Source organism: Paraburkholderia fungorum, assembly GCF_046027215.1.
Lineage (GTDB): Bacteria > Pseudomonadota > Gammaproteobacteria > Burkholderiales > Burkholderiaceae > Paraburkholderia > Paraburkholderia fungorum_D.
The window spans coordinates 1,615,221-1,632,970 of sequence record NZ_JAQQEN010000001.1 but is presented as its reverse complement, the minus strand read 5'-3'; the positions used below and the strand labels follow the sequence as shown (position 1 = coordinate 1,632,970).

Sequence of the window (17,750 nt, the reverse complement as noted above, 5' to 3'; positions counted from 1 at the left end):
CGTGCTCACGCCTGCGCGAACAGTCGCACATCACGCATATCCCAATCGACGAGCGCATGGGTGCCAATCTCGAGGCCGCTGTCACGGCGATGTCCCGCCGACTTGCGAATCGAGATCTCCTGCTGCCAGGGCGTGGCGACGGCGTAGTGCATCGCGTCGCCGAGATACGTGATGTCGCGCACCGTGACGGGCAGACCCGCCGCGCTGCTCGCGTCGCGCAGTGGCTGAATGCGCATCTGCTCCGGGCGAATCATCAACATGCCTTCGTCGCCCGCCGTGAGCACCGGATTGAAGCTGCCCGACACCACCGTATGACCATTCGGGAACACGCCGTTCATCCGGCCGTCGCTGTGCGACGTCACGCGCACCGGCAGGAAATTCGAGTTGCCGATAAAGCTCGCGACGAAACGCGAAGCCGGATTCGCATACAGTTCCTCACCCGTGCCGACCTGCTCGATGCGCCCGTTATTGAACACGGCGATGCGATCCGACAGCCGCAACGCCTCTTCCTGATCGTGCGTCACATAGAGAATCGTGACGCCCGTCTCCTGATGAATGCGGCGCAGTTCGAGCTGGATTTCCTCGCGCAGCTTCTTGTCGAGCGCGGAGAGCGGTTCGTCCATCAGCAGCACCGGCGGATCATAGGCGAGCGCGCGGGCAATCGCGACGCGCTGTTGCTGCCCGCCCGACAATTGCGAAGGCATCCGGTCGCGGCACTCGGACAGATGCACTAGCTTGAGCATCTGTTCGACCTTGGCCTTCACTTCCGCATCGGGACGACGACGCACGCGCAACGGAAACGCGATGTTCTCGCCCACGGTCAGATGCGGAAACAGCGTATAGCGCTGAAACACCATGCCGATGTTGCGCTTGTTCGGCGCGACGGAGAGCAGCGGCTTGCCGTCGAGCAACACGCGCCCTTCGCTCGGCTCCTGGAAGCCGGCGACGATATAGAGCGTCGTGCTCTTGCCCGAGCCCGACGGCCCGAGAAAGGTCATGAATTCGCCCTTGCGGACATCGAGCGACACCTGGTCGATGGCGACGACGTCGTCGTAGGTCTTGCGCAGGCGCTGGATTTGCAGGAATGCGGCAGTCATGGCTGATTCACCTCGGTTATCGTGCGCGGCGCAACAGGGCGCCCGCCAACATCAATACGGTCGTCAATCCGACCAGCAGCGAAGACGCCGCCGCCACAACGGGCGTCAGGTCTTGCCGCAGCGTGGCCCAGATCCGCACGGGCAGCGTCTGCAAGGTCGGACTCGACATGAAGATCGACACCACCACTTCGTCCCACGACGCGAGGAACGAGAAGATCGCGGCAGCGAACAGGCCGAGCCGGATCGCCGGCAACGTGACGCGCAGCTTCACTTCGAGCGGCGACGCACCGCAAATCAGTGCCGCGTCTTCGAGCGCCGTGTCGAAACTCGACAGCGAGTTGCTGATCGAGATGATCGAGAACGGCAGCGCGATGATCAGATGGCCGATCACGAAGCCCGTCATCGTGCCGTTCAGACCGATGCGCAGGAAAAACGCATACAGCGCGACAGCCAGCACGACGACAGGCAGCACCATCGGCGTGAGGAAGAACGCCTGCACGGCATTACGTCCGCGAAACTTGCCGCGCACGAGTGCCAGCGAAGCAAGAAAGCCGATCAGCACGGACAGCGCGGTGACGATGACGGCGAGCTTCGCGCTCGTCAGCAGCGAATCGACCCAGCCGGCGTCGGTGAAAAGCTGGCGATACCACTCCAGCGTCCAGCCCGGCGACGGAAAGATCAGCCACTGCGAATCGCCGAACGACAGCGCGACAATGAACGCGATCGGCAACAGCAGAAAGAGCGCAACGGCGGCGCCAACGGCAAGCAACATATAGCGCAGCGCGCCTAGACGATCGAAATCGAGCAGCATGTCAGTCCTCCCGCCGGGCCGCCCCAAGGGGGACTGACGCCCCCTCGGGGGGCAGCGAACATAGTGAGCGTGGGGGTTGTTTCATCTCAGTCCTCCCGCCGGGCCGCCCCAAGGGGGACTGACGCCCTCTTGGCAGGCAGAGAATGTAGTGAGCGTGGGGGTTGTTTCATCTCAACGGCCTCCCAGATTGGCGCGCGCACCGCCGGTGAAGCGCAGTTGCAGCGCATACAGTGCGAGCGTCACGGCGAGCAGCACGAAGGCGGCCGCACCCGCGAGGCCCCAGTTCAGCAACTGCTGCACGAGTTGGGCGATGAGTTCCGCGAGCATCATGTAGGACGCGCCGCCGAGCAGTGCGGGTGTGACGAAATAGCCGAGCGCCATCACGAACACCATCAACGCGCCCGAGGCGATGCCCGGCATCGCGAGCGGCACCAGCACGCGCCAGAACGCCTGCCAGCGAGTGGCGCCGCAGATCGCCGCGGCACGCAAGGTCGACGGATCGATGCCACGCAGCGTCGCGTGCAGCGGCATCACCAGAAACGGCAGCATGATGTATGTCATGCCGATGGTCACGCCAATCAGGTTGTTGACGAGCGTCAGCGGCTCGCTGATCACGCCGAGCGCCATCAGCAAACGGTTGATCGGGCCGGTCTGCTGCAGCAGCACCATCCAGGCAAACGTGCGCGCCAGCAGGTTGGTCCACATCGACAGCAGCATGATCGCGAACAGCACCGAACTCAGCTTGCGGGGCGCGATGGCGAGCAGCCATGCTGTCGGGAATCCGATCGCAAGGGTTACCACCGTCACGACCGTCGCCACCAGGAACGTGTTGCCGAATACCCGCAGATAGGTGGTCGAGCCGAGCAGTTGCGCGTAATTGTTCAGCCCCGGCGCCGGTTCGAGCACGCTACGCAATAGCAGCGACAGCACCGGCAGCAGAAAGAAGATCACAAGCAGCAACAGCGCGGGTACCAGCAGGCGGATACTGCGCCAGTCGCGCCGCCGCCGTATGGCCGTCGCGGGCGGATGCGCGACGGTACTCAGAACATTAGGCATGGTGTCTCCCTGTGCAACGCTCACCTGCAGCGCGTTTATTTCGACTGCCATGCATACCAGCGCTTGGCGATCGCATCGCGATTCTCGGCCCAGTACTTCATGTCGAGATTGATCTGCGAGGACTTGTACTGATCGGGCAGCGTCTTCGCGATAGCGGGCGACATCAGCGCGGCCGATTTCACATTGATCGGCGCATAGCCGGTATCTGTCGCGAACCTGGCCTGCGCCTGTGGACTAGTCGCGGCGGCAAGGTACTTCATCGCTTCAGCCTTGTGCTTGGCGCCCTTCGGAATCACCAGCATGTCGGCCGCCGTCAGGTTCTGACTCCACGAGATGCCGACCGGCACGCCGGTCTGTTCAAGCGCATGCAAACGTCCGTTCCAGAACATGCCGATGGGTGCCTCGCCCGATGCGAGCAGTTGCTGCGATTGCGCGCCGCCGCTCCACCAGACGATATCGCCCTTGATCGTGTCGAGCTTCCTGAACGCGCGGTCGAGGTCGAGCGGATAGAGCTTGTTCGGCGGCACGCCATCGGCGAGCAGCGCGATTTCGAGCACGCCAGGCGCCGACCATTTATAGAGCGTGCGCTTGCCAGGGAATTTCTTCGTATCGAACAGATCAGCCCAGCTGGCCGGCTGCGCGCCCGTGTACTTCGCCTTGTTGTAGCCGAGCACAAACGAATAGTAGAAGCTGCCCACTGCGTCCGGCGTCGCGAAGCGCGGATCCAGGTCGTCTTTCTTCACGACGGAATAGTCGATCGGCTCGATCAGTCCTGCCTGCTGCGCGGCGTAGGCGAAATCGCCTTCGACATCGACCACATCCCAGTTCACGTTGCCGCTATCGACCATCGCCTTCAGCTTGCCGTAGTCGGTGGGGCCGTCCATCAGCACGTTGACACCGGTCGCTTGCGTGAAGGGCTGCGCCCAGTTTTTCTGTTGCGACGACTGCGTGGTGCCGCCCCAGCTCGTGAAAACGATCGGGTCCGCGGCCAGTGCCGGCGCCGCCGCGAGCGTCGCCGCGCAGAACGCGATCAGCGGCGCGATTGAGGAGGTGGTTCTGCTGCTCATGTCTGTCTCCAAAGATTGGTTTGATATCGTGGCAACGTGTACGGCGGCCCGTCGAACGCTCTATCTCAGGCAAGCGGCGAAAAACGCGCTGGCTTCATGATCTTGTTTTCCATCTCTTCCATCAGCGCCTGAATCTTCGGCGCGAAGGCCTGCCACGCGGGATCTTCAGCGAGCGCGGCACGGCGGCGCTCGCGTTCGTCGAGACCCGGATAGGCCCAGATATGCACGATCTGATTCTGCGGTCCGATCTCCGAAAAGAAGTAGCCGACCAGTTGACCCAGATACCGCTTCTGCAACTCGATGCCCTCTTCCTCCACGAGTTTCAGATAGGCGGGCACGGCGCCCGTCCTGATGCGGTACGTGCGGATTTCGTAGAACATGCTGGCTCCCGGTTGCGAGTGTTGGCGTCTCAGCGCATCACGAACGGATCGGCGATCGGTTCGTCCGAGGTGCGGATCCACACCGACTTCGTGCGCGTGTAGTCGAGCACCGCGTCAAGCCCGCCTTCGCGGCCGAGACCGGACAGGCCATAGCCGCCGAACGGCACGATCGGCGACACCGCGCGATACGTGTTGACCCACACGATGCCCGCGCGCAACGCGCGCGTGAGCCGGTGCGCGCGCGTCAGGTCACGTGTGAATACGCCCGCGGCGAGCCCATAGCGCGTGTCATTGGCGAGCGCAATGGCATCAGCTTCCGTGTCGAACGTGACGACGCTCAGCACCGGACCGAACAGTTCTTCTGTCACGCTCGGCACTTGCGCGTGAGCGCAATCGACGATGGTCGGCAAAAAGTAGTTGCCTCGGCCGACGCCGTCCGGCTGCTTGCCACCGGTGACGATGCGCCCGCCCGCTTCGACGCTCGCGCGCAGCACCTTCTCGATGTGTTCAAGTTGACGGCGGGTCGCGAGCGGTCCCATTTCGGTCGCCATGTCCTGCGGATTGCCGATGCGAATCGCCTGCGCCTTCGAGACGAGCCGCTCGACCAGCGCATCGTGAATGCCGCGCTGCACGACGAGACGCGAGCCCGCCACACAGCTTTGTCCCGTCGCCGCGAAAATGCCGGCAATGACAGCGTTGCAGGCGCTATCGAGATCGGCGTCGTCGAACACCAGCACGGGCGACTTGCCGCCGAGTTCCAGCGACATCGCCGCAAGGTTCTCCGCCGAATTGCGCACCACGTGACGCGCCGTTTCCGGCCCGCCCGTGAACGCGATACGCGACACCAGCGGATGACTCGTCAACATGCGCCCGCAATCATTGCCGAAGCCCGTGACGATATTGACCACGCCGTTCGGAAAGCCCGCTTCGTGCACGAGCCGCGCGAATTCGAGCAACGGCGCGGGACCGTCTTCCGACGCCTTGAGGACGATCGTGCAACCCGCGGCAAGCGCGGGGCCGACCTTCACCGCCGAGAGGAAGAGCTGCGAATTCCACGGCACGATGCCCGCGACCACGCCCACTGGCTCACGCCGCAGCGTGACTTCCATATCGGGTTTGTCGACGGGCAGCCACGCGCCCTGAATCTTGTCCGCGAGGCCCGCGTAATAGCGGTAGTACTCGGCGACATAGCCGATCTGGCTGCGCGTCTCACGGATGATCTTGCCCGTGTCCCGCGTTTCGAATTCGGCGAGACGCGGTGCATGTTGCGCGACGAGATCGGCAAGCCTGTAGAGCAGCTTGCCGCGCGCGCTTGCCGTCAGATTCGCCCAGGCGGGATCGTTCAGCGCGCGATGCGCGGCGCGCACCGCACGGTCGACATCCTCCGCGCTGGCGGCCGGCATGCTCGCCCACACGTCGCCTGTCGATGGATCGACGCTGTCGAAATGCTCACGCGCATCTTCGAAGGCACCGTCGATGTATTGCTGGAACCGCTGGACCATGTCAGCCACTCCGTGGAGTTAACAGGTGTGAAGTCGTTCGCGTCAGCGCGCGTCGAACGCGGGCATCACGTCGGAAATAAACAGCTCCACCGACTTGCGCTTGCGCTCGAAGCTCATGTGGCTGTCGAGCCAGAAGCTATACTGGTCGTAGCCCAGTTCTTCGTATCCCTTGAGACGCGCGATCACCTGCTTCGGCTCGCCGATCACGAGGTTCTTGCGGATCGCCTCGGGCGAGTACTGCGGGAACATCTCGACATCGGCATCCGTCAGCGGCTCGATAAAGCCCTGCTCGACCGGCCGCTCGTTCCTGAACCATTTGCTGAAGTAGCGATAAAAGCGTGCGAGGTCTTCCACCGCTTCATCCACTTCGGCGGCATTCGCGCCGACGAACGTGTGCATCAGCATCATCACCTGCGGACGCGGCACGTCCGGATGCGCGGCGCAGGCGCCGTTGAAGCGCTCCATCAGACTCACCACCTCGGCATCGCCCTGGGCGAGCGACGTCACTTGCACATTGCAGCCGTTCGCGACGGCAAACGCATGCGAGTTCGGATCGCGCGCGGCGAGCCACATCGGCGGATGCGCTTGCTGGATGGGACGCGGCACCGGCGTCGTCAACGGCCACGACCAGAACTCGCCCTGATGCGCATAATCGCCCTTGAAGAGCTTGCGCAACGCGGGCACGAGTTCACGCATCCGCGCACCGGCGCCCATCGCGTCGAGGCCCGGCAGCAGGCGTTCGTATTCGAATGAGTACGCGCCGCGGGCAATGCCCAGATCGAGCCGCCCGTTGCTCGCCACATCGACCATGCCCGCCTCGCCCGCGAGCGCGATCGGATGCCAGAACGGCGCAATCACCGTGCCCGTGCCCAGACGAATGCGTTCCGTCTTCGCGGCCAGATACGACAGGTTGACGAACGGGTTCGGCGCGATCGTGAATTCCATCGCGTGATGCTCGCCGATCCACGCTGTTTCGAAACCGCCGCGCTCGGCGATCTGCACGAGCTCGGTCATCTGGTCGAACAGTTCGCGATGCGACGTCGTGTTGTCGTACCGCTCCATATGCAGGAACAACGAAAATTTCATGATGTTTGCTCTCCCGTGTCGACCGGCGTCCGTGCTTTAGCACTGACTCCGGTCCGATGCTGCGGGCTGCGCGTCGAGCGCAGCAGGATTCGTCGGTGGATTGGCCCTTGGTGCGCTCAATGCGCGAGTGCGAGGGTCTGCACCTTGCCGGCTTCCGTGTCGCCAACATAGATGCCGAACGCGTCTTCACTGCGTTCGCGCACGTAGCGCTCGAGCATCAAGCGCACCGCGTCGTCGTGCAATTCGTTCCACGGAATCTGCGCCAACGGGACAATGCGGATCGTGCTGTCCATCCACGCCGCACCGCTGTCGATCACGCGGCCGCGATAATAGATTTGTACACTCGACGCCTGCCCGCTGCCTGATTCGAATACGGCGAAGATAAAGTCGAGATGCGCTTCGAGGCCGAGCTTTGCCAGCACGCCACGCAGGCTCGCCGCATCGCTCGCGGGTTCGAGCTTGATGCCAGTGGGCAACTGCAAACCCTTGGGCGTATCGAGCAGCACGATGCCATCGCGATGTTCGAGGATCGCGCCCACGTGCGCGCGCGATCCCGCGGCAGCCAGCGCATCCTGGGACAGGCTGAAGTTCACGTATGCGCCCCGGCAGTAGCCGAGCGGCGACGAACTCGTATGAACAAAATCGACCACACGTCCGATCAGAATGATGTGATCGCCGGCATCGACCACCTCATGCGTTGTGCAATCGAAGGTCGCCGCCGCGCCGTCCATCACCGGTGCGCCCGTTGCGCGGGTCTGCCAGGCGACTTGCGCGAACTTGTCGGCCGCCTTCGATGCGAACACGCCGGACACGGACTTCTGATCTTCGGCGAGCACGCTCACGGCGAAGTGGCGAGTCTGCGAAAACACTTCGTAGCTCGAAGCGGTCTTCGCGATGCATACGAGGATCAGCGCCGGATCGAGCGACACCGACGTGAACGAGTTGGCCGTGAAGCCGCGCGGCGAGCCGTCCGGCTGGATCGTCGTGACGACCGTCACGCCCGTCACGAATGAGCCGAGCGCGCGGCGAAATTCGGCGAGGTCGAAAGTCTGTTCCGCAGTCTGGTCAGGCATCGGCTCAGTCATGGCGTTCTCCGTTGATCGATTCATGCGGCGCTGCCTCTGCCGACACTTCGGCGAGAAACGCGAGCAGCCGTTCGTTGACACCCTCGGGATCGGTGACGTTCATCATGTGCCGCTCGTTCGCGATGATCTCCGCGCGGCCGAACGGCGCGGCCGCCGCCATCGCGCGCGACATGGCCGGGCTCGAATTCGGATCGCACTCGCCCGTGAGAAACAGCGCGGGCACGGCGAGGTCGGCGAGACGGCCGACATGAGCCGCGTCCGAGCAGGCGAAGAGCCGATAGGTGCGTGCATAACCGACCGGATCGACCGACAGCAGCAGCCCGCGCACCGCTTGCGCCGCCTGGGTCAGATGACCCGGAACCGGATCGCCGAACCAGCGTGACACCGTGGCGTCGACACCGGTATCCAGGGGCACATCGCCGAGCGTCGCGGCGCGCGTCATCACGGCCTCGCGCTGCGCCGGCGTGCGGTCGTATACCGCGTTCAGCGCGGTGACGCTCAGCGTGCGTTGCGGATGCGTCAAGGCGAATTCGAGCGCGACGAGCGCGCCCATCGAGTGTCCAATCACATGCGCGCGCTCAATGCGCATCGCGTCGAGCAAAGCTTCGAGTTGCGCCGCGTATTCGTCGAGCGTCGGCGCGGCTGTCGGCAGTGCGCTGTCGCCGTGACCGAGCATGTCGTACACGGCAACCCGATAGCTCGCCGTCAATGCTTCGATCTGCGGCGACCACACGGTCTGGTTCATGCCCACGCCGTGAATCAGCACGACCGTGGCGCGCGCTTCTTCCGACTGCGGCGTGTAGACGCTGTAGCTCGTGCCCGCGGCCTCGCCACGCGACACGGCACGCCCGGACGCGAGCTCAGGCTTCATTGGACTCGAGCTCCTTCAGGTCCTGATAGCGATCACCGATACGGTGATGCGGACGGCCACCAATCGACGCGCCGAGCGCGATCACCAGTTCATCGGGACCAGGCGCATCGACGATCGAAAACTGCACGGTCAGGTAATGCGAGCGCATGCCTTCGTCGTGCTTGTGCATCAGCGGAATCGAGATCGGGCAGTTCGGTCCGCCGCGCAGATTCGTGAAGCTCAGATAGCTCTTCGCACCGACCGCGTCGCGATAGTGGTTGCCAAAGCGCAGCGTATGAATCAGCGCCGACGCGTGCTCGATTTCGCCCGACGTGCCGACGATCGCCGCCTTGCCGTAGCCTTCTACCGCATCGCCGGAACCGGCCACGCGCAGCACTTCCGCCGTCAGCATTTCGCCCAGTTGCGGCGCGAGCGCATGAATCTCGGGCTTCAGGTCTTCGACAAAGCCGCGCCCCGCCCACGGATTGCGCAGAACGGCCGCCGCACCGAACAGCTTCAACGGCCTCGCCGCCTCCTTGCCGCCTTCAATGAAAGTCTCTTCGACGTAGGTGACCAGCTTGCGCACTTCCAGCTTCATATCGTTCTCCTGACGGGGGCCGAGGCCGTGAATGTCGTTCGTTGATATTATGGTATTCCATCTTATGGCCCACACCAAGAAATTTGGTCTTATGGAATACCATGATACGAAGCGTGCCTGTTCGGGCATGTTTTCAGCTAGCGGGCCCGCCAGTGCGTCTATTTCTGCAACGCAACACGCCGGCGCCGGGATTTGTCAGAAGAGAGCGTGGAGTCGGCTGGGCGCACAAACAAAAAGGCCGCCGGGGTCACCGGCGGCCTTCATGGGAACGGGAGGAATGCGGCTCAGACGTTGCCGGCGGTCTCGCTTTGCTGCGCTAGCGCGCTCAGCGCCAGTTCGGCGGTCCGTTTGATGTGTGCGGCCGATGCTGTCGAAGCGGCATCGCCGTCACGCCGCTCGATCGCGTCGAGCAGCTTGTTCATCTCGCGATTGGACTCGCCGCCGCGACCCGGCACGGCGATGGTCAGCGCGCGCAGCCGGTTGATGCGCGCGTTCAGCGTTTTGACGACGGCTAGCGATACGTGCTTTTGCGCGCCCTCGAACATCGCTTCGTAAAAGCGCTCCGTGTAGTCGAGCACGCGTGGCAGGTCCTGTTTCGCGAACGCGTCTTCGATGACCGCGCGAATCTCGCGGAGCCGTTGCACCAGTTCGGGGGTCGACTGCTCTGCGCACGCGCGCGCGGCATTGGCTTCGAGCAGGCCGCGCAGCTCGTAGATTTCGCCGACCTGTTCAGGGTCGAGCCGCGCGACGATCGGACCTTGTCGCGCGACGATCTCCACGAGCCCTTCCGTCTCCAGATGCCGCAGTACTTCACGCACAACAGTGCGGCTTACCCCGAGTTCGTCGCAAAGCGTGCGTTCGACGAGCCGCGCGCCTGGCCGGAAATACCCTTGCACGATTGCGCCGCGCAACTTGTCCAGCGTAAGTTCGCGCAGCGTCTTGGCATTGCGGTCGATTCTGAGGTCTGACATGGGCGGCAAAAAGAGAAATGGATGATGCCCTTGCCGCGCGCTCATACGCCGAGTTACGCGGGGGCTGGAATGCCATATTATCGTCCATCTCACCTTCATGCCTATAGGGCGGACTTCGCGGTCGCGGATTGCGAAACTTTTGCGCACCGATGACCGCGGGCCGCCTGAGCGACCCGTCAGCACCGACCTCACACCCGCCCCTGCCGTGTTAGCGGACCTCCTGCGCTCCGCTCTCCGCCGATTCGCTCCCGCGTTTGCCGAAGATCCGCGCAGGCGCCGTTTCCTTCAACGCCAGGACCGCAATGGCGCCGGCGCAGATTGTCCAGAGCGGCATGGTGACTGCATGCTCGATGCCGAAATGCTTGGCCAGATAACCCGCATATGCAGGCGCCACGCCGCCACCGAATACCTCGCCGACGCCGATGATCATGCCCGACGCAGTGGACATCAGTTGAACCGGAACGGCTTCCGCTGCGACCGGCCCCACGGTCAGAGTTATCAGGCTATACAGACAGCCCATCGCGACCATCAGGCAGAGGAACAGCGGAACCGGCGCCGCACCCGTGCGCAGGAAAATCCATAGCGACAGAAATACGCCAGCCGTTGAAAACAGCATGACGGGCTTGCGGCCGACGCGGTCTGATAGCGCCGGCAGCACGAGAGCGCCGATCGCCCCACCAAAGCCGAGTGACGAAAGAATGAAACCCATCTGCTGCATGTCGAGATGCAGATAGTCGACAAGATAGTTGGGGAACAGCGCAGCAATGACGATCTGACAGGCGAGCCAGCACAGCATGCAAATGATGCCTAGCGGCACATTGCGATAACGAAATACCTCATGCCAGCGATGCTGGGCAATATCGTGCGTCGCCGTGTGTTTCGCGATTTCAGTCGGCGACGGCCGGCGCAGCACCCTTTGTGCGAGGAGCGCTACGATGAGACCCGGAAACGCCACGAGCAGGAAAATCCACGGCCAGTTCATCACCTTGAGAAGCTGTGTCACAACAATCGGTGTCAGACCCAGGCCAAGCAGCGCCGGCATCATTTGCTGGATCCCCACATTGCGTCCGTGCCGGTTCGGCGGTGACGCATCAATGGTCGCAATGATGCTCGCGGGCGTGAAGGCGCCCTCAGCCATCCCCATGAATGCGCGAATGGCGATCAGGCTGCCGACTCCCGTCGCGAGTCCGCCAAGACCCGCTAGCAACGAGAAGCCGATCATTGCTGGCACGATGACTCTCTTGAAGCCGATCCGGTCGGAGAGATTGCCGGTCAGAAGCGCCGACAAACCCCACGCGAGCGCCAATGCTCCCGTGATATGCCCGAGATCCTGATAGTCGAGCTTCAGGTCGCGCATCAACACCGGCATCAGCGGCACAATCAGAAAGCGATCTATGCCGACCAGCCCCATGCCCAGCGCCATCAGGGTGACGGCCTTCCATTCATAGCCCTTTGACGGCTCGGCATGCGACGGCGCAACCGTTGAGGGCGCCAGTGGAGGGTTGATGTTCATTCGAAGTCCTTCTGATTGAATGGCATCGCTCGTTCGTATGCCGGATTACAGATATGAACGACAGGACCCGATGTGGGATGTGCAGCGATCACCTTCGTCTCCTGCTCGTGTTTATGTTGTGACTCACTATCGACGCTGCCGTGATCACTGTCCAACGATAAAAATCGACTACGTGATCTCGATAAGCAATGACCGGAGGTCCGCGTTCAACGCACATTCGGTAGGCAACCAGCGGCGCGTCGCGATCTACCGCTCTATCGCGTACACGCTGAGTCGATTGTCGACCGACGACACTCCCTGCACGCTCCTCGCGACATCGCCGGCACGAGCCACCTGATCACTCTTCGGCACGGAACCCGACAACGTCACAACGCCGCCTTTCGCGTAGACGAACAGCTGTGTCATGTCGATCCCCTTTGCCTTCGCCATTGCGGTACGCACACTTTTGGCGAGCTTACGATTGGCGGCCCTGATCGCTTTTGCACTATTTGCACTCGAGGCGCTGCCCGCATCCACCGCCACTGCCCCACTGCTATTGCCGTCCTGCGCGAACGCCGCAAACGGTGCGACAGTGGATGCCAATGCAACCATCAATCCAATCTGCACGATTGTTCTCATTTCGCTTTTCTCTATTCTGAAGAGGTTGGAGACCTGTGTGGAATCATCCGGAAGCCTGCGAATCCGTGTGGGAGGCACTGCCCGCGCAGTGCCTCTCCGCTACAGATCGCTATTTTTAAGGCGGCCGGCTTGACGTCTTCAGGCCTTAGAATGAATGCCGGATGCCAATCTGCGCACCGGTCTGACTACTATCGGCAGACGCCGTCCTGTAAGCCGCAGACGTACCGTTGTACGAGTCGAAGTTAAGCGCTGAATGGCGCGAATAACCCACTACCACGTACAGATCGGTGCGCTTTGATAGCAGGTAGTCGCCGATGGCCATGATCTGCTGCGGGCTGGCCGGCCTTGTCACCTCGCCATTCGCGCCGGTTGCCGTCTGAATGCGGTCGTAGTAGTACGCAAGGGTCAGTATCTTGTCGACCGCGAACAGGTAGCGTGTGGCCACCCAGAAGTAGTCGTCGCGTGCGGCGTATCCGGCAAGCGGATCGTTCTTCCCATACCGATACCCGCCCATGAACTTGAGCGCGGCAGTCGAATAGGTGATACCGATAGCGGCCTTTTCGAATCGCGCATAACTATTGCCAATGCCCTCCGAACGATGAAGGTTGTCGTATCCCAGGCTTACGGTGAGCGTACCGTTATCGTAGGCAGCAGCACCGCCGTAACCCGAACCATTCGAAAACTGTCCCGCGAGATTGCTAAAGGAATAATGTCCTGTCAGCGTCACCGGTCCGAATGAATTCTTGTATTTGACGACATTGCTCTCCCACAGGTTGGAGCCAACTTCCGCAACGACCGGTTCGTATGTCCCTGAGAGGTCCGTCGGCGAAGACGGATAAAGTGCATCGACGAGGGAGGTGTACTGCCGACCGAAGCGGAGTGTGCCCGCCTTCGGCGATGTCAGACCGACCCACGCGCTACGGCCGAAAAATTCCTGCATCAGAGCGCCGCTAGGAACCAGAAATCCGTCCTCCACCTGGAACTCCGCCTTCAGACCACCTCCAAGGTCCTCATTGCCAGTCAGACCCCAGCGGGAACCACCGGAGCGCGCCCCGTCGGCCATTGACCAACGGTTGCCGCTCGCCGCAGGCTGGGCGGCGCTGGTTGGCCAATGATTGGTGAACTCGATTGCGGTGTCGAGAATGCCGTAGAGCGTTACACTCGATTCAGCATGTCCACAAACCGCAAACGTCCCGACCACCAGGCCAGCAAACATCTGCCTCTTCATCAAAAGTCCCCTCCGTTTAGAATTGCCATTTCGAAACCTTTTGCATCCCCACTTATTCGAATTTTTTGTGGCGGGCATTCTCTGCGTCGCATGAAAATTGCGAGCAACCTCGCTCTTTCAGACGAAGGAAAATAGCGAAACGCAAGTCCAGCGGTATGCCCACTGGTGGAGAAACGTCTTTTCCACGATCAACTTAGTAGTACTACTACTTTGATCGCCAATCTCACCTCGAATCAGAGCGCACAAAAATCCTCCCGGACATTAAAAAAATGCCGGCAATCAAGGACTTTGGAATGTATCGCGCCGATGCTTCAGGTCAGAACCGCGTGTCAATCGTGGGAAGGCTTTTCACCGTCAAGTCTCCGCATTGCGTTTTGCATTGATGCAAACTATCGGGGTTGCGGTGATCTTCGTCTAACGATTAAAAATAACCACGCGATCTCGATACGCGATCACCGGCATCCGGAATTCGGAGAAGGAATCGATGTGAACTATTGGTCTACTGGCTGGAGAAGCAGCTGACCGGCGATCCCAGTCGCGATTTCACGAAAGTTTGCGACCGCCGGATTGTCCGTGCCGGGATTCCACGCGGCGATCAGTTCGTAGGATGTGAGCTCGTCTTCAAGAGGTATGTAGGTGACGCCGAGTTGCTGGACACGCGCCACCCACTGAGGCACCAACGTAACGCCCAGGCCTGCGCTAACGAGCGCTAGAAGAGTATGAAGCTGTTCGGCCTCCTGGACGATTCGAGGCGCAAACCCGGCCGACGCACAGCAGGCGACGATGATTTCAACAATCCGGCTGTTCATTCTGCGAGGAAACAGAACAAACGGCTCGCTTGCGAGTTCGGCGATTGAAAGCGTCGACCGTACGGCAAGCGGAGTGCCTTCCGGGATGGCCGCCACCAAAGGGCCGGTAGCAAGTGCTGTCGACTTCAGCGCATGACCAGGCGACGGCGAGGGCATGATCCCTATATCGATGACCGACGTGCGGATCGACTCGATCTGCGCGCTTCGATCGAGCGGATGCAGCGTCAATTCGACCTGTGGCCACCTTTGGCGAAAGTCCCGGAGTATCGGCGGCAGGATGGACCACAGCACGTTATCGACGAAGCCGATCGCGAGCCGCCCGACCGTACCATCCGCCGACGCGCGAGCGCGGCGCATGGCCTCATCTGCCCGACGAAGCAGATCACGCGCTTCCGGTAAGAATATCTCGCCCGGCACAGTGAGCCGAACATTGTGGCGTGAACGCTCCAGCAGCGAAAATCCCAGCTCCTCTTCAAGCTGTTTCACCTGATGACTCACCGCGGACTGCACCACGTGCATACGCTGCGCGGCCCGGCCGAAATGCAACTCCTCGGCGACCGCCGTGAAATACCGAAGTCTACGCAGGTCCATGATGAGAGAGCGACATAAGGTTGGGAACGTCCCGGCGGAATTTCGTTACCGTCGGGCGCTTGCATCACAAGCTGAACTACAGCCCATTGCTGACGGCAGGCCAGGCAATCTACGCAGGCCGTGTTTCGCCACAACGGGCAACTGGTATCACCGGGTCGCGTCGAGCACGACCTTGCCGCGAGCGTGACGGGTCAAGTTCTTTTTCAGGGCATCGGCGGCACGCGAGAGCGGAAAGACCGTTTCGACTTCAGCCATGAGCTCACCCGAATCGAAAAGTGCGGCGATCGCAGCCAGCTGCTTGCCGTCGGAGCGCGTGGCGAAATGTTTCGCCACCACACCCGCCTGCCTCGCGCGCTCGGCATCCGGTGGACTGACCGGTGACACCAGGGTGGCGCCCGCCTTTAACAGCGACCAGGAGCGATCCTGTGTTTCGCCGCCAACCAGATCCAGCACGATGTCCACGGGCGATATGCTCTCTTCGAAGGACTCCGTCTCATAGTTGATGACCTGCGCCGCGCCAAGCCGCCTGAGGTACTCGAGATTGCCGGAGGATGCCGTTCCGATTACGTGTGCGCCGGCGATTCTTGCCAACTGCACCGCCATACTGCCAACGCCACCCGCCGCGCCGTGAATCAGCACGCGCTGCCCCGCCCTGATGCCGGCGTGCTCATGCAATGCCTGCCATGCAGTCAATGCTGTCGCGGGCACGCCTGCCGCTTCGAGCAAGGAAAGTTTCCGTGGGACCAAAGCGAGGCGTTCCGTCGAGGTGATCACCTTCGTCGCGTACCCGCCGACGATCCCGCTGAAAGCGAAGACTTCCTCACCCACGGCGAAACCCGTTACTCCGGCGCCCAGTGCCGAAATCTTTCCCGATACTTCAACGCCAGGCGTGTAAGGCAGTGGCAGCGGCAGGAACGCCTTCATCCGGCCTTCCAGAATTTTCCAGTCGACCGGGTTCACGCCGCTCCCCGCAACGTCGATCAATACCTCGCCCTCTCCCGGTACCGGGTCAGCGATATCTTCCAGCGTCAGAACTTCGGGGCCGCCGTAGGCGGAGGCGCGGATTGCTTTCATGAACTACTCCTGATTGGGCAACCGTGCATGGACGGTTGCTTTGATGTGTCAGATCACCGAGAGCAGGCCGCCATCAACCAGCAAGGCGATCCCGGTGACATAGCTCGACAGGTCCGAGCCGAGCCACGCAACGGCGTCGCCTATTTCGGACGGCTTGCCCAGGCGGCGCAACGGAGTGCGTTGTCGAAAGCCTTCCGAGGCCGCGGCGATGCCAGGATTCGTGCGCAGCAAGTGCGTATCGATCGTGCCGGGGCAGATGGCATTCACGCGGATACCGTCGGGGCCGAGCGCATCCGCCAGAGCCTTGGCCATCAGCACGACACCGCCCTTGCTGGTCGAATAGGCGACGGTCATACCGGCGCCCGAAATACCCCCCATGCTCGCCATCAGTACGATGCTGCCCGGCTTGCCACGCGCCTTCATCTGGCGTGCCGCGGCTTGCGCACCGAAAAGCACGCCGTCGAGATTGACCGCCATTAACCGACGGTAGTCACCTTCGGCAACGTCGGGACCGTCCTCGCGCAATGTGATGCCGGCGTTGCACACCATGACATCGACGCCGCCGTACTCCGCCGCTGCATCGATCAGCGCATCGACTTCAACGTGCTGCGTCACGTCGGTGCGGTGAAATCGCGTGGGCACACCCAGCGCTTCGATTTCGGCGGTCGTCTGCGTGCCGCCCTCGTGCGGGGTTTCGGTGACGTCAGAGACGATCACTGCCTTCGCCCCATGCCGCGCCGCGCTGATTGCAATGGCACGACCGATGCCACTGGCCGCGCCGGTAACCAGCACGACTTTGTCCTTAAGAATATCGCTCATTTTGGTATCCTTATAAAATATCAAGCTCGGCTACACTTATTGGATCAACAGTCTAGTGTTGCGTAGCGGGTGTCACCACGCCAGCGCGTGGGTACAGTCCGCTCTTCACGCTTTCTCAGCGCCAGCACGAAAAGCACCGAGTTGCTGCATCAGCGAGAACAGATTGGCGACGCCCCAATGCTCGGAAATCTTGCCGTTGCGCACGCGCATCGCGTCGACAGTTTCGAAATGGATCTTTCGACCGGTGGGCGGCACGCCAAGGAATGGGCCTTCGTGTGTGCCGTGATACGTCTTGTAGGTCGTCACCAGATCTCCGTCGGCGACCTGCCAGTGGATGTCCGCGTGGAAATCGGGAAACGCTGCGCGCAGTGCGTGGTAGAGGCCGCGTGCGCCATTCTTGTCCGGGGTGCAGTTCGGCTGCGGCGTATGGTCGACAAAATCGTCCGCGAATAATTCGTCGAATAAGTCGAAGTTACCGCCGCCTTGAACCTCTTCGGTATTGCGACGAATGACGGCCTTTGCTTCTTCGCTTGCGTTGCTATGGTTCATGTCATGCTCCAGAACGGTTGAGACGTGGCTGCCGGGGCGCAGCGGG

18 protein-coding genes are annotated in these 17,750 nt (G+C 61.9%); all 18 read right to left on the bottom strand.

Annotated elements, in window-relative coordinates; translation table 11 throughout:
- Positions 1–5: 5 nt before the first annotated feature.
- Positions 6–1,097 carry an ABC transporter ATP-binding protein gene (locus PQR27_RS07270; protein ID WP_408523035.1) on the bottom strand — a complete coding sequence of 364 codons (1,092 nt, stop codon included), beginning with the start codon at positions 1,095–1,097 and terminating at the stop codon, positions 6–8.
- 16 nt (positions 1,098–1,113) lie between these two features.
- On the bottom strand, positions 1,114–1,908 hold the full coding sequence (locus PQR27_RS07265; protein WP_408523034.1) for an ABC transporter permease: 795 nt from the start codon (positions 1,906–1,908) through the stop codon (positions 1,114–1,116).
- Positions 1,909–2,079: 171 nt separating this feature from the next.
- Entirely contained in the window at positions 2,080–2,964 is an 885-nt protein-coding gene (locus PQR27_RS07260) for an ABC transporter permease (RefSeq protein WP_408523033.1), read from the bottom strand.
- 35 nt (positions 2,965–2,999) lie between these two features.
- Positions 3,000–4,031 carry an ABC transporter substrate-binding protein gene (locus PQR27_RS07255; RefSeq protein ID WP_408523032.1) on the bottom strand — a complete coding sequence of 344 codons (1,032 nt, stop codon included), beginning with the start codon at positions 4,029–4,031 and terminating at the stop codon, positions 3,000–3,002.
- 65 nt (positions 4,032–4,096) lie between these two features.
- The gene (locus PQR27_RS07250) at positions 4,097–4,411 is read right to left on the bottom strand and encodes an NIPSNAP family protein (RefSeq protein WP_408523031.1); all 315 of its coding nucleotides are present in this window, start codon (positions 4,409–4,411) and stop codon (positions 4,097–4,099) included.
- Between the two features lie 29 nt (positions 4,412–4,440).
- Entirely contained in the window at positions 4,441–5,913 is a 1,473-nt protein-coding gene (locus PQR27_RS07245) for an aldehyde dehydrogenase (protein WP_408523030.1), read from the bottom strand.
- Between the two features lie 42 nt (positions 5,914–5,955).
- On the bottom strand, positions 5,956–6,999 hold the full coding sequence (locus tag PQR27_RS07240) for an LLM class flavin-dependent oxidoreductase (protein ID WP_408523029.1): 1,044 nt from the start codon (positions 6,997–6,999) through the stop codon (positions 5,956–5,958).
- A gap of 116 nt (positions 7,000–7,115) precedes the next feature.
- Positions 7,116–8,084, bottom strand: coding sequence for a flavin reductase (locus tag PQR27_RS07235; RefSeq protein ID WP_408523028.1), 969 nt, complete (start codon positions 8,082–8,084; stop codon positions 7,116–7,118).
- Positions 8,077–8,955 carry an alpha/beta fold hydrolase gene (locus PQR27_RS07230; protein WP_408523027.1) on the bottom strand — a complete coding sequence of 293 codons (879 nt, stop codon included), beginning with the start codon at positions 8,953–8,955 and terminating at the stop codon, positions 8,077–8,079. The genes PQR27_RS07235 and PQR27_RS07230 overlap by 8 nt, the downstream gene beginning before the upstream one ends.
- Complete coding sequence (locus PQR27_RS07225; protein ID WP_408523026.1) at positions 8,945–9,532, bottom strand: amino acid synthesis family protein; 588 nt, start codon at positions 9,530–9,532, stop codon at positions 8,945–8,947. Before PQR27_RS07225 ends, PQR27_RS07230 begins: the two co-directional genes overlap by 11 nt.
- A gap of 284 nt (positions 9,533–9,816) precedes the next feature.
- A complete protein-coding gene (locus PQR27_RS07220) occupies positions 9,817–10,503 on the bottom strand; it encodes a GntR family transcriptional regulator (protein ID WP_408523025.1) in 687 nt (228 codons plus the stop codon).
- A 208-nt stretch (positions 10,504–10,711) separates the two neighbouring features.
- Positions 10,712–12,016, bottom strand: a complete 1,305-nt coding sequence (locus tag PQR27_RS07215) for an MFS transporter (protein WP_408523024.1) — start codon at positions 12,014–12,016, stop codon at positions 10,712–10,714.
- A 246-nt stretch (positions 12,017–12,262) separates the two neighbouring features.
- Positions 12,263–12,634 (bottom strand): BON domain-containing protein, encoded by a 372-nt coding sequence (locus PQR27_RS07210; protein ID WP_408523023.1) that lies wholly within the window; start codon positions 12,632–12,634, stop codon positions 12,263–12,265.
- 145 nt (positions 12,635–12,779) lie between these two features.
- Positions 12,780–13,862 carry a porin gene (locus tag PQR27_RS07205; RefSeq protein ID WP_408523022.1) on the bottom strand — a complete coding sequence of 361 codons (1,083 nt, stop codon included), beginning with the start codon at positions 13,860–13,862 and terminating at the stop codon, positions 12,780–12,782.
- Positions 13,863–14,353: 491 nt separating this feature from the next.
- On the bottom strand, positions 14,354–15,262 hold the full coding sequence (locus tag PQR27_RS07200) for a LysR family transcriptional regulator (RefSeq protein WP_408523021.1): 909 nt from the start codon (positions 15,260–15,262) through the stop codon (positions 14,354–14,356).
- Positions 15,263–15,409: 147 nt separating this feature from the next.
- Positions 15,410–16,336, bottom strand: coding sequence for an NADP-dependent oxidoreductase (locus PQR27_RS07195; RefSeq protein ID WP_408523020.1), 927 nt, complete (start codon positions 16,334–16,336; stop codon positions 15,410–15,412).
- 48 nt (positions 16,337–16,384) lie between these two features.
- Positions 16,385–17,155 (bottom strand): SDR family NAD(P)-dependent oxidoreductase, encoded by a 771-nt coding sequence (locus PQR27_RS07190; RefSeq protein ID WP_408523019.1) that lies wholly within the window; start codon positions 17,153–17,155, stop codon positions 16,385–16,387.
- A 105-nt stretch (positions 17,156–17,260) separates the two neighbouring features.
- Entirely contained in the window at positions 17,261–17,704 is a 444-nt protein-coding gene (locus PQR27_RS07185; RefSeq protein ID WP_408523018.1) for an ester cyclase, read from the bottom strand.
- Positions 17,705–17,750: the final 46 nt, after the last annotated feature.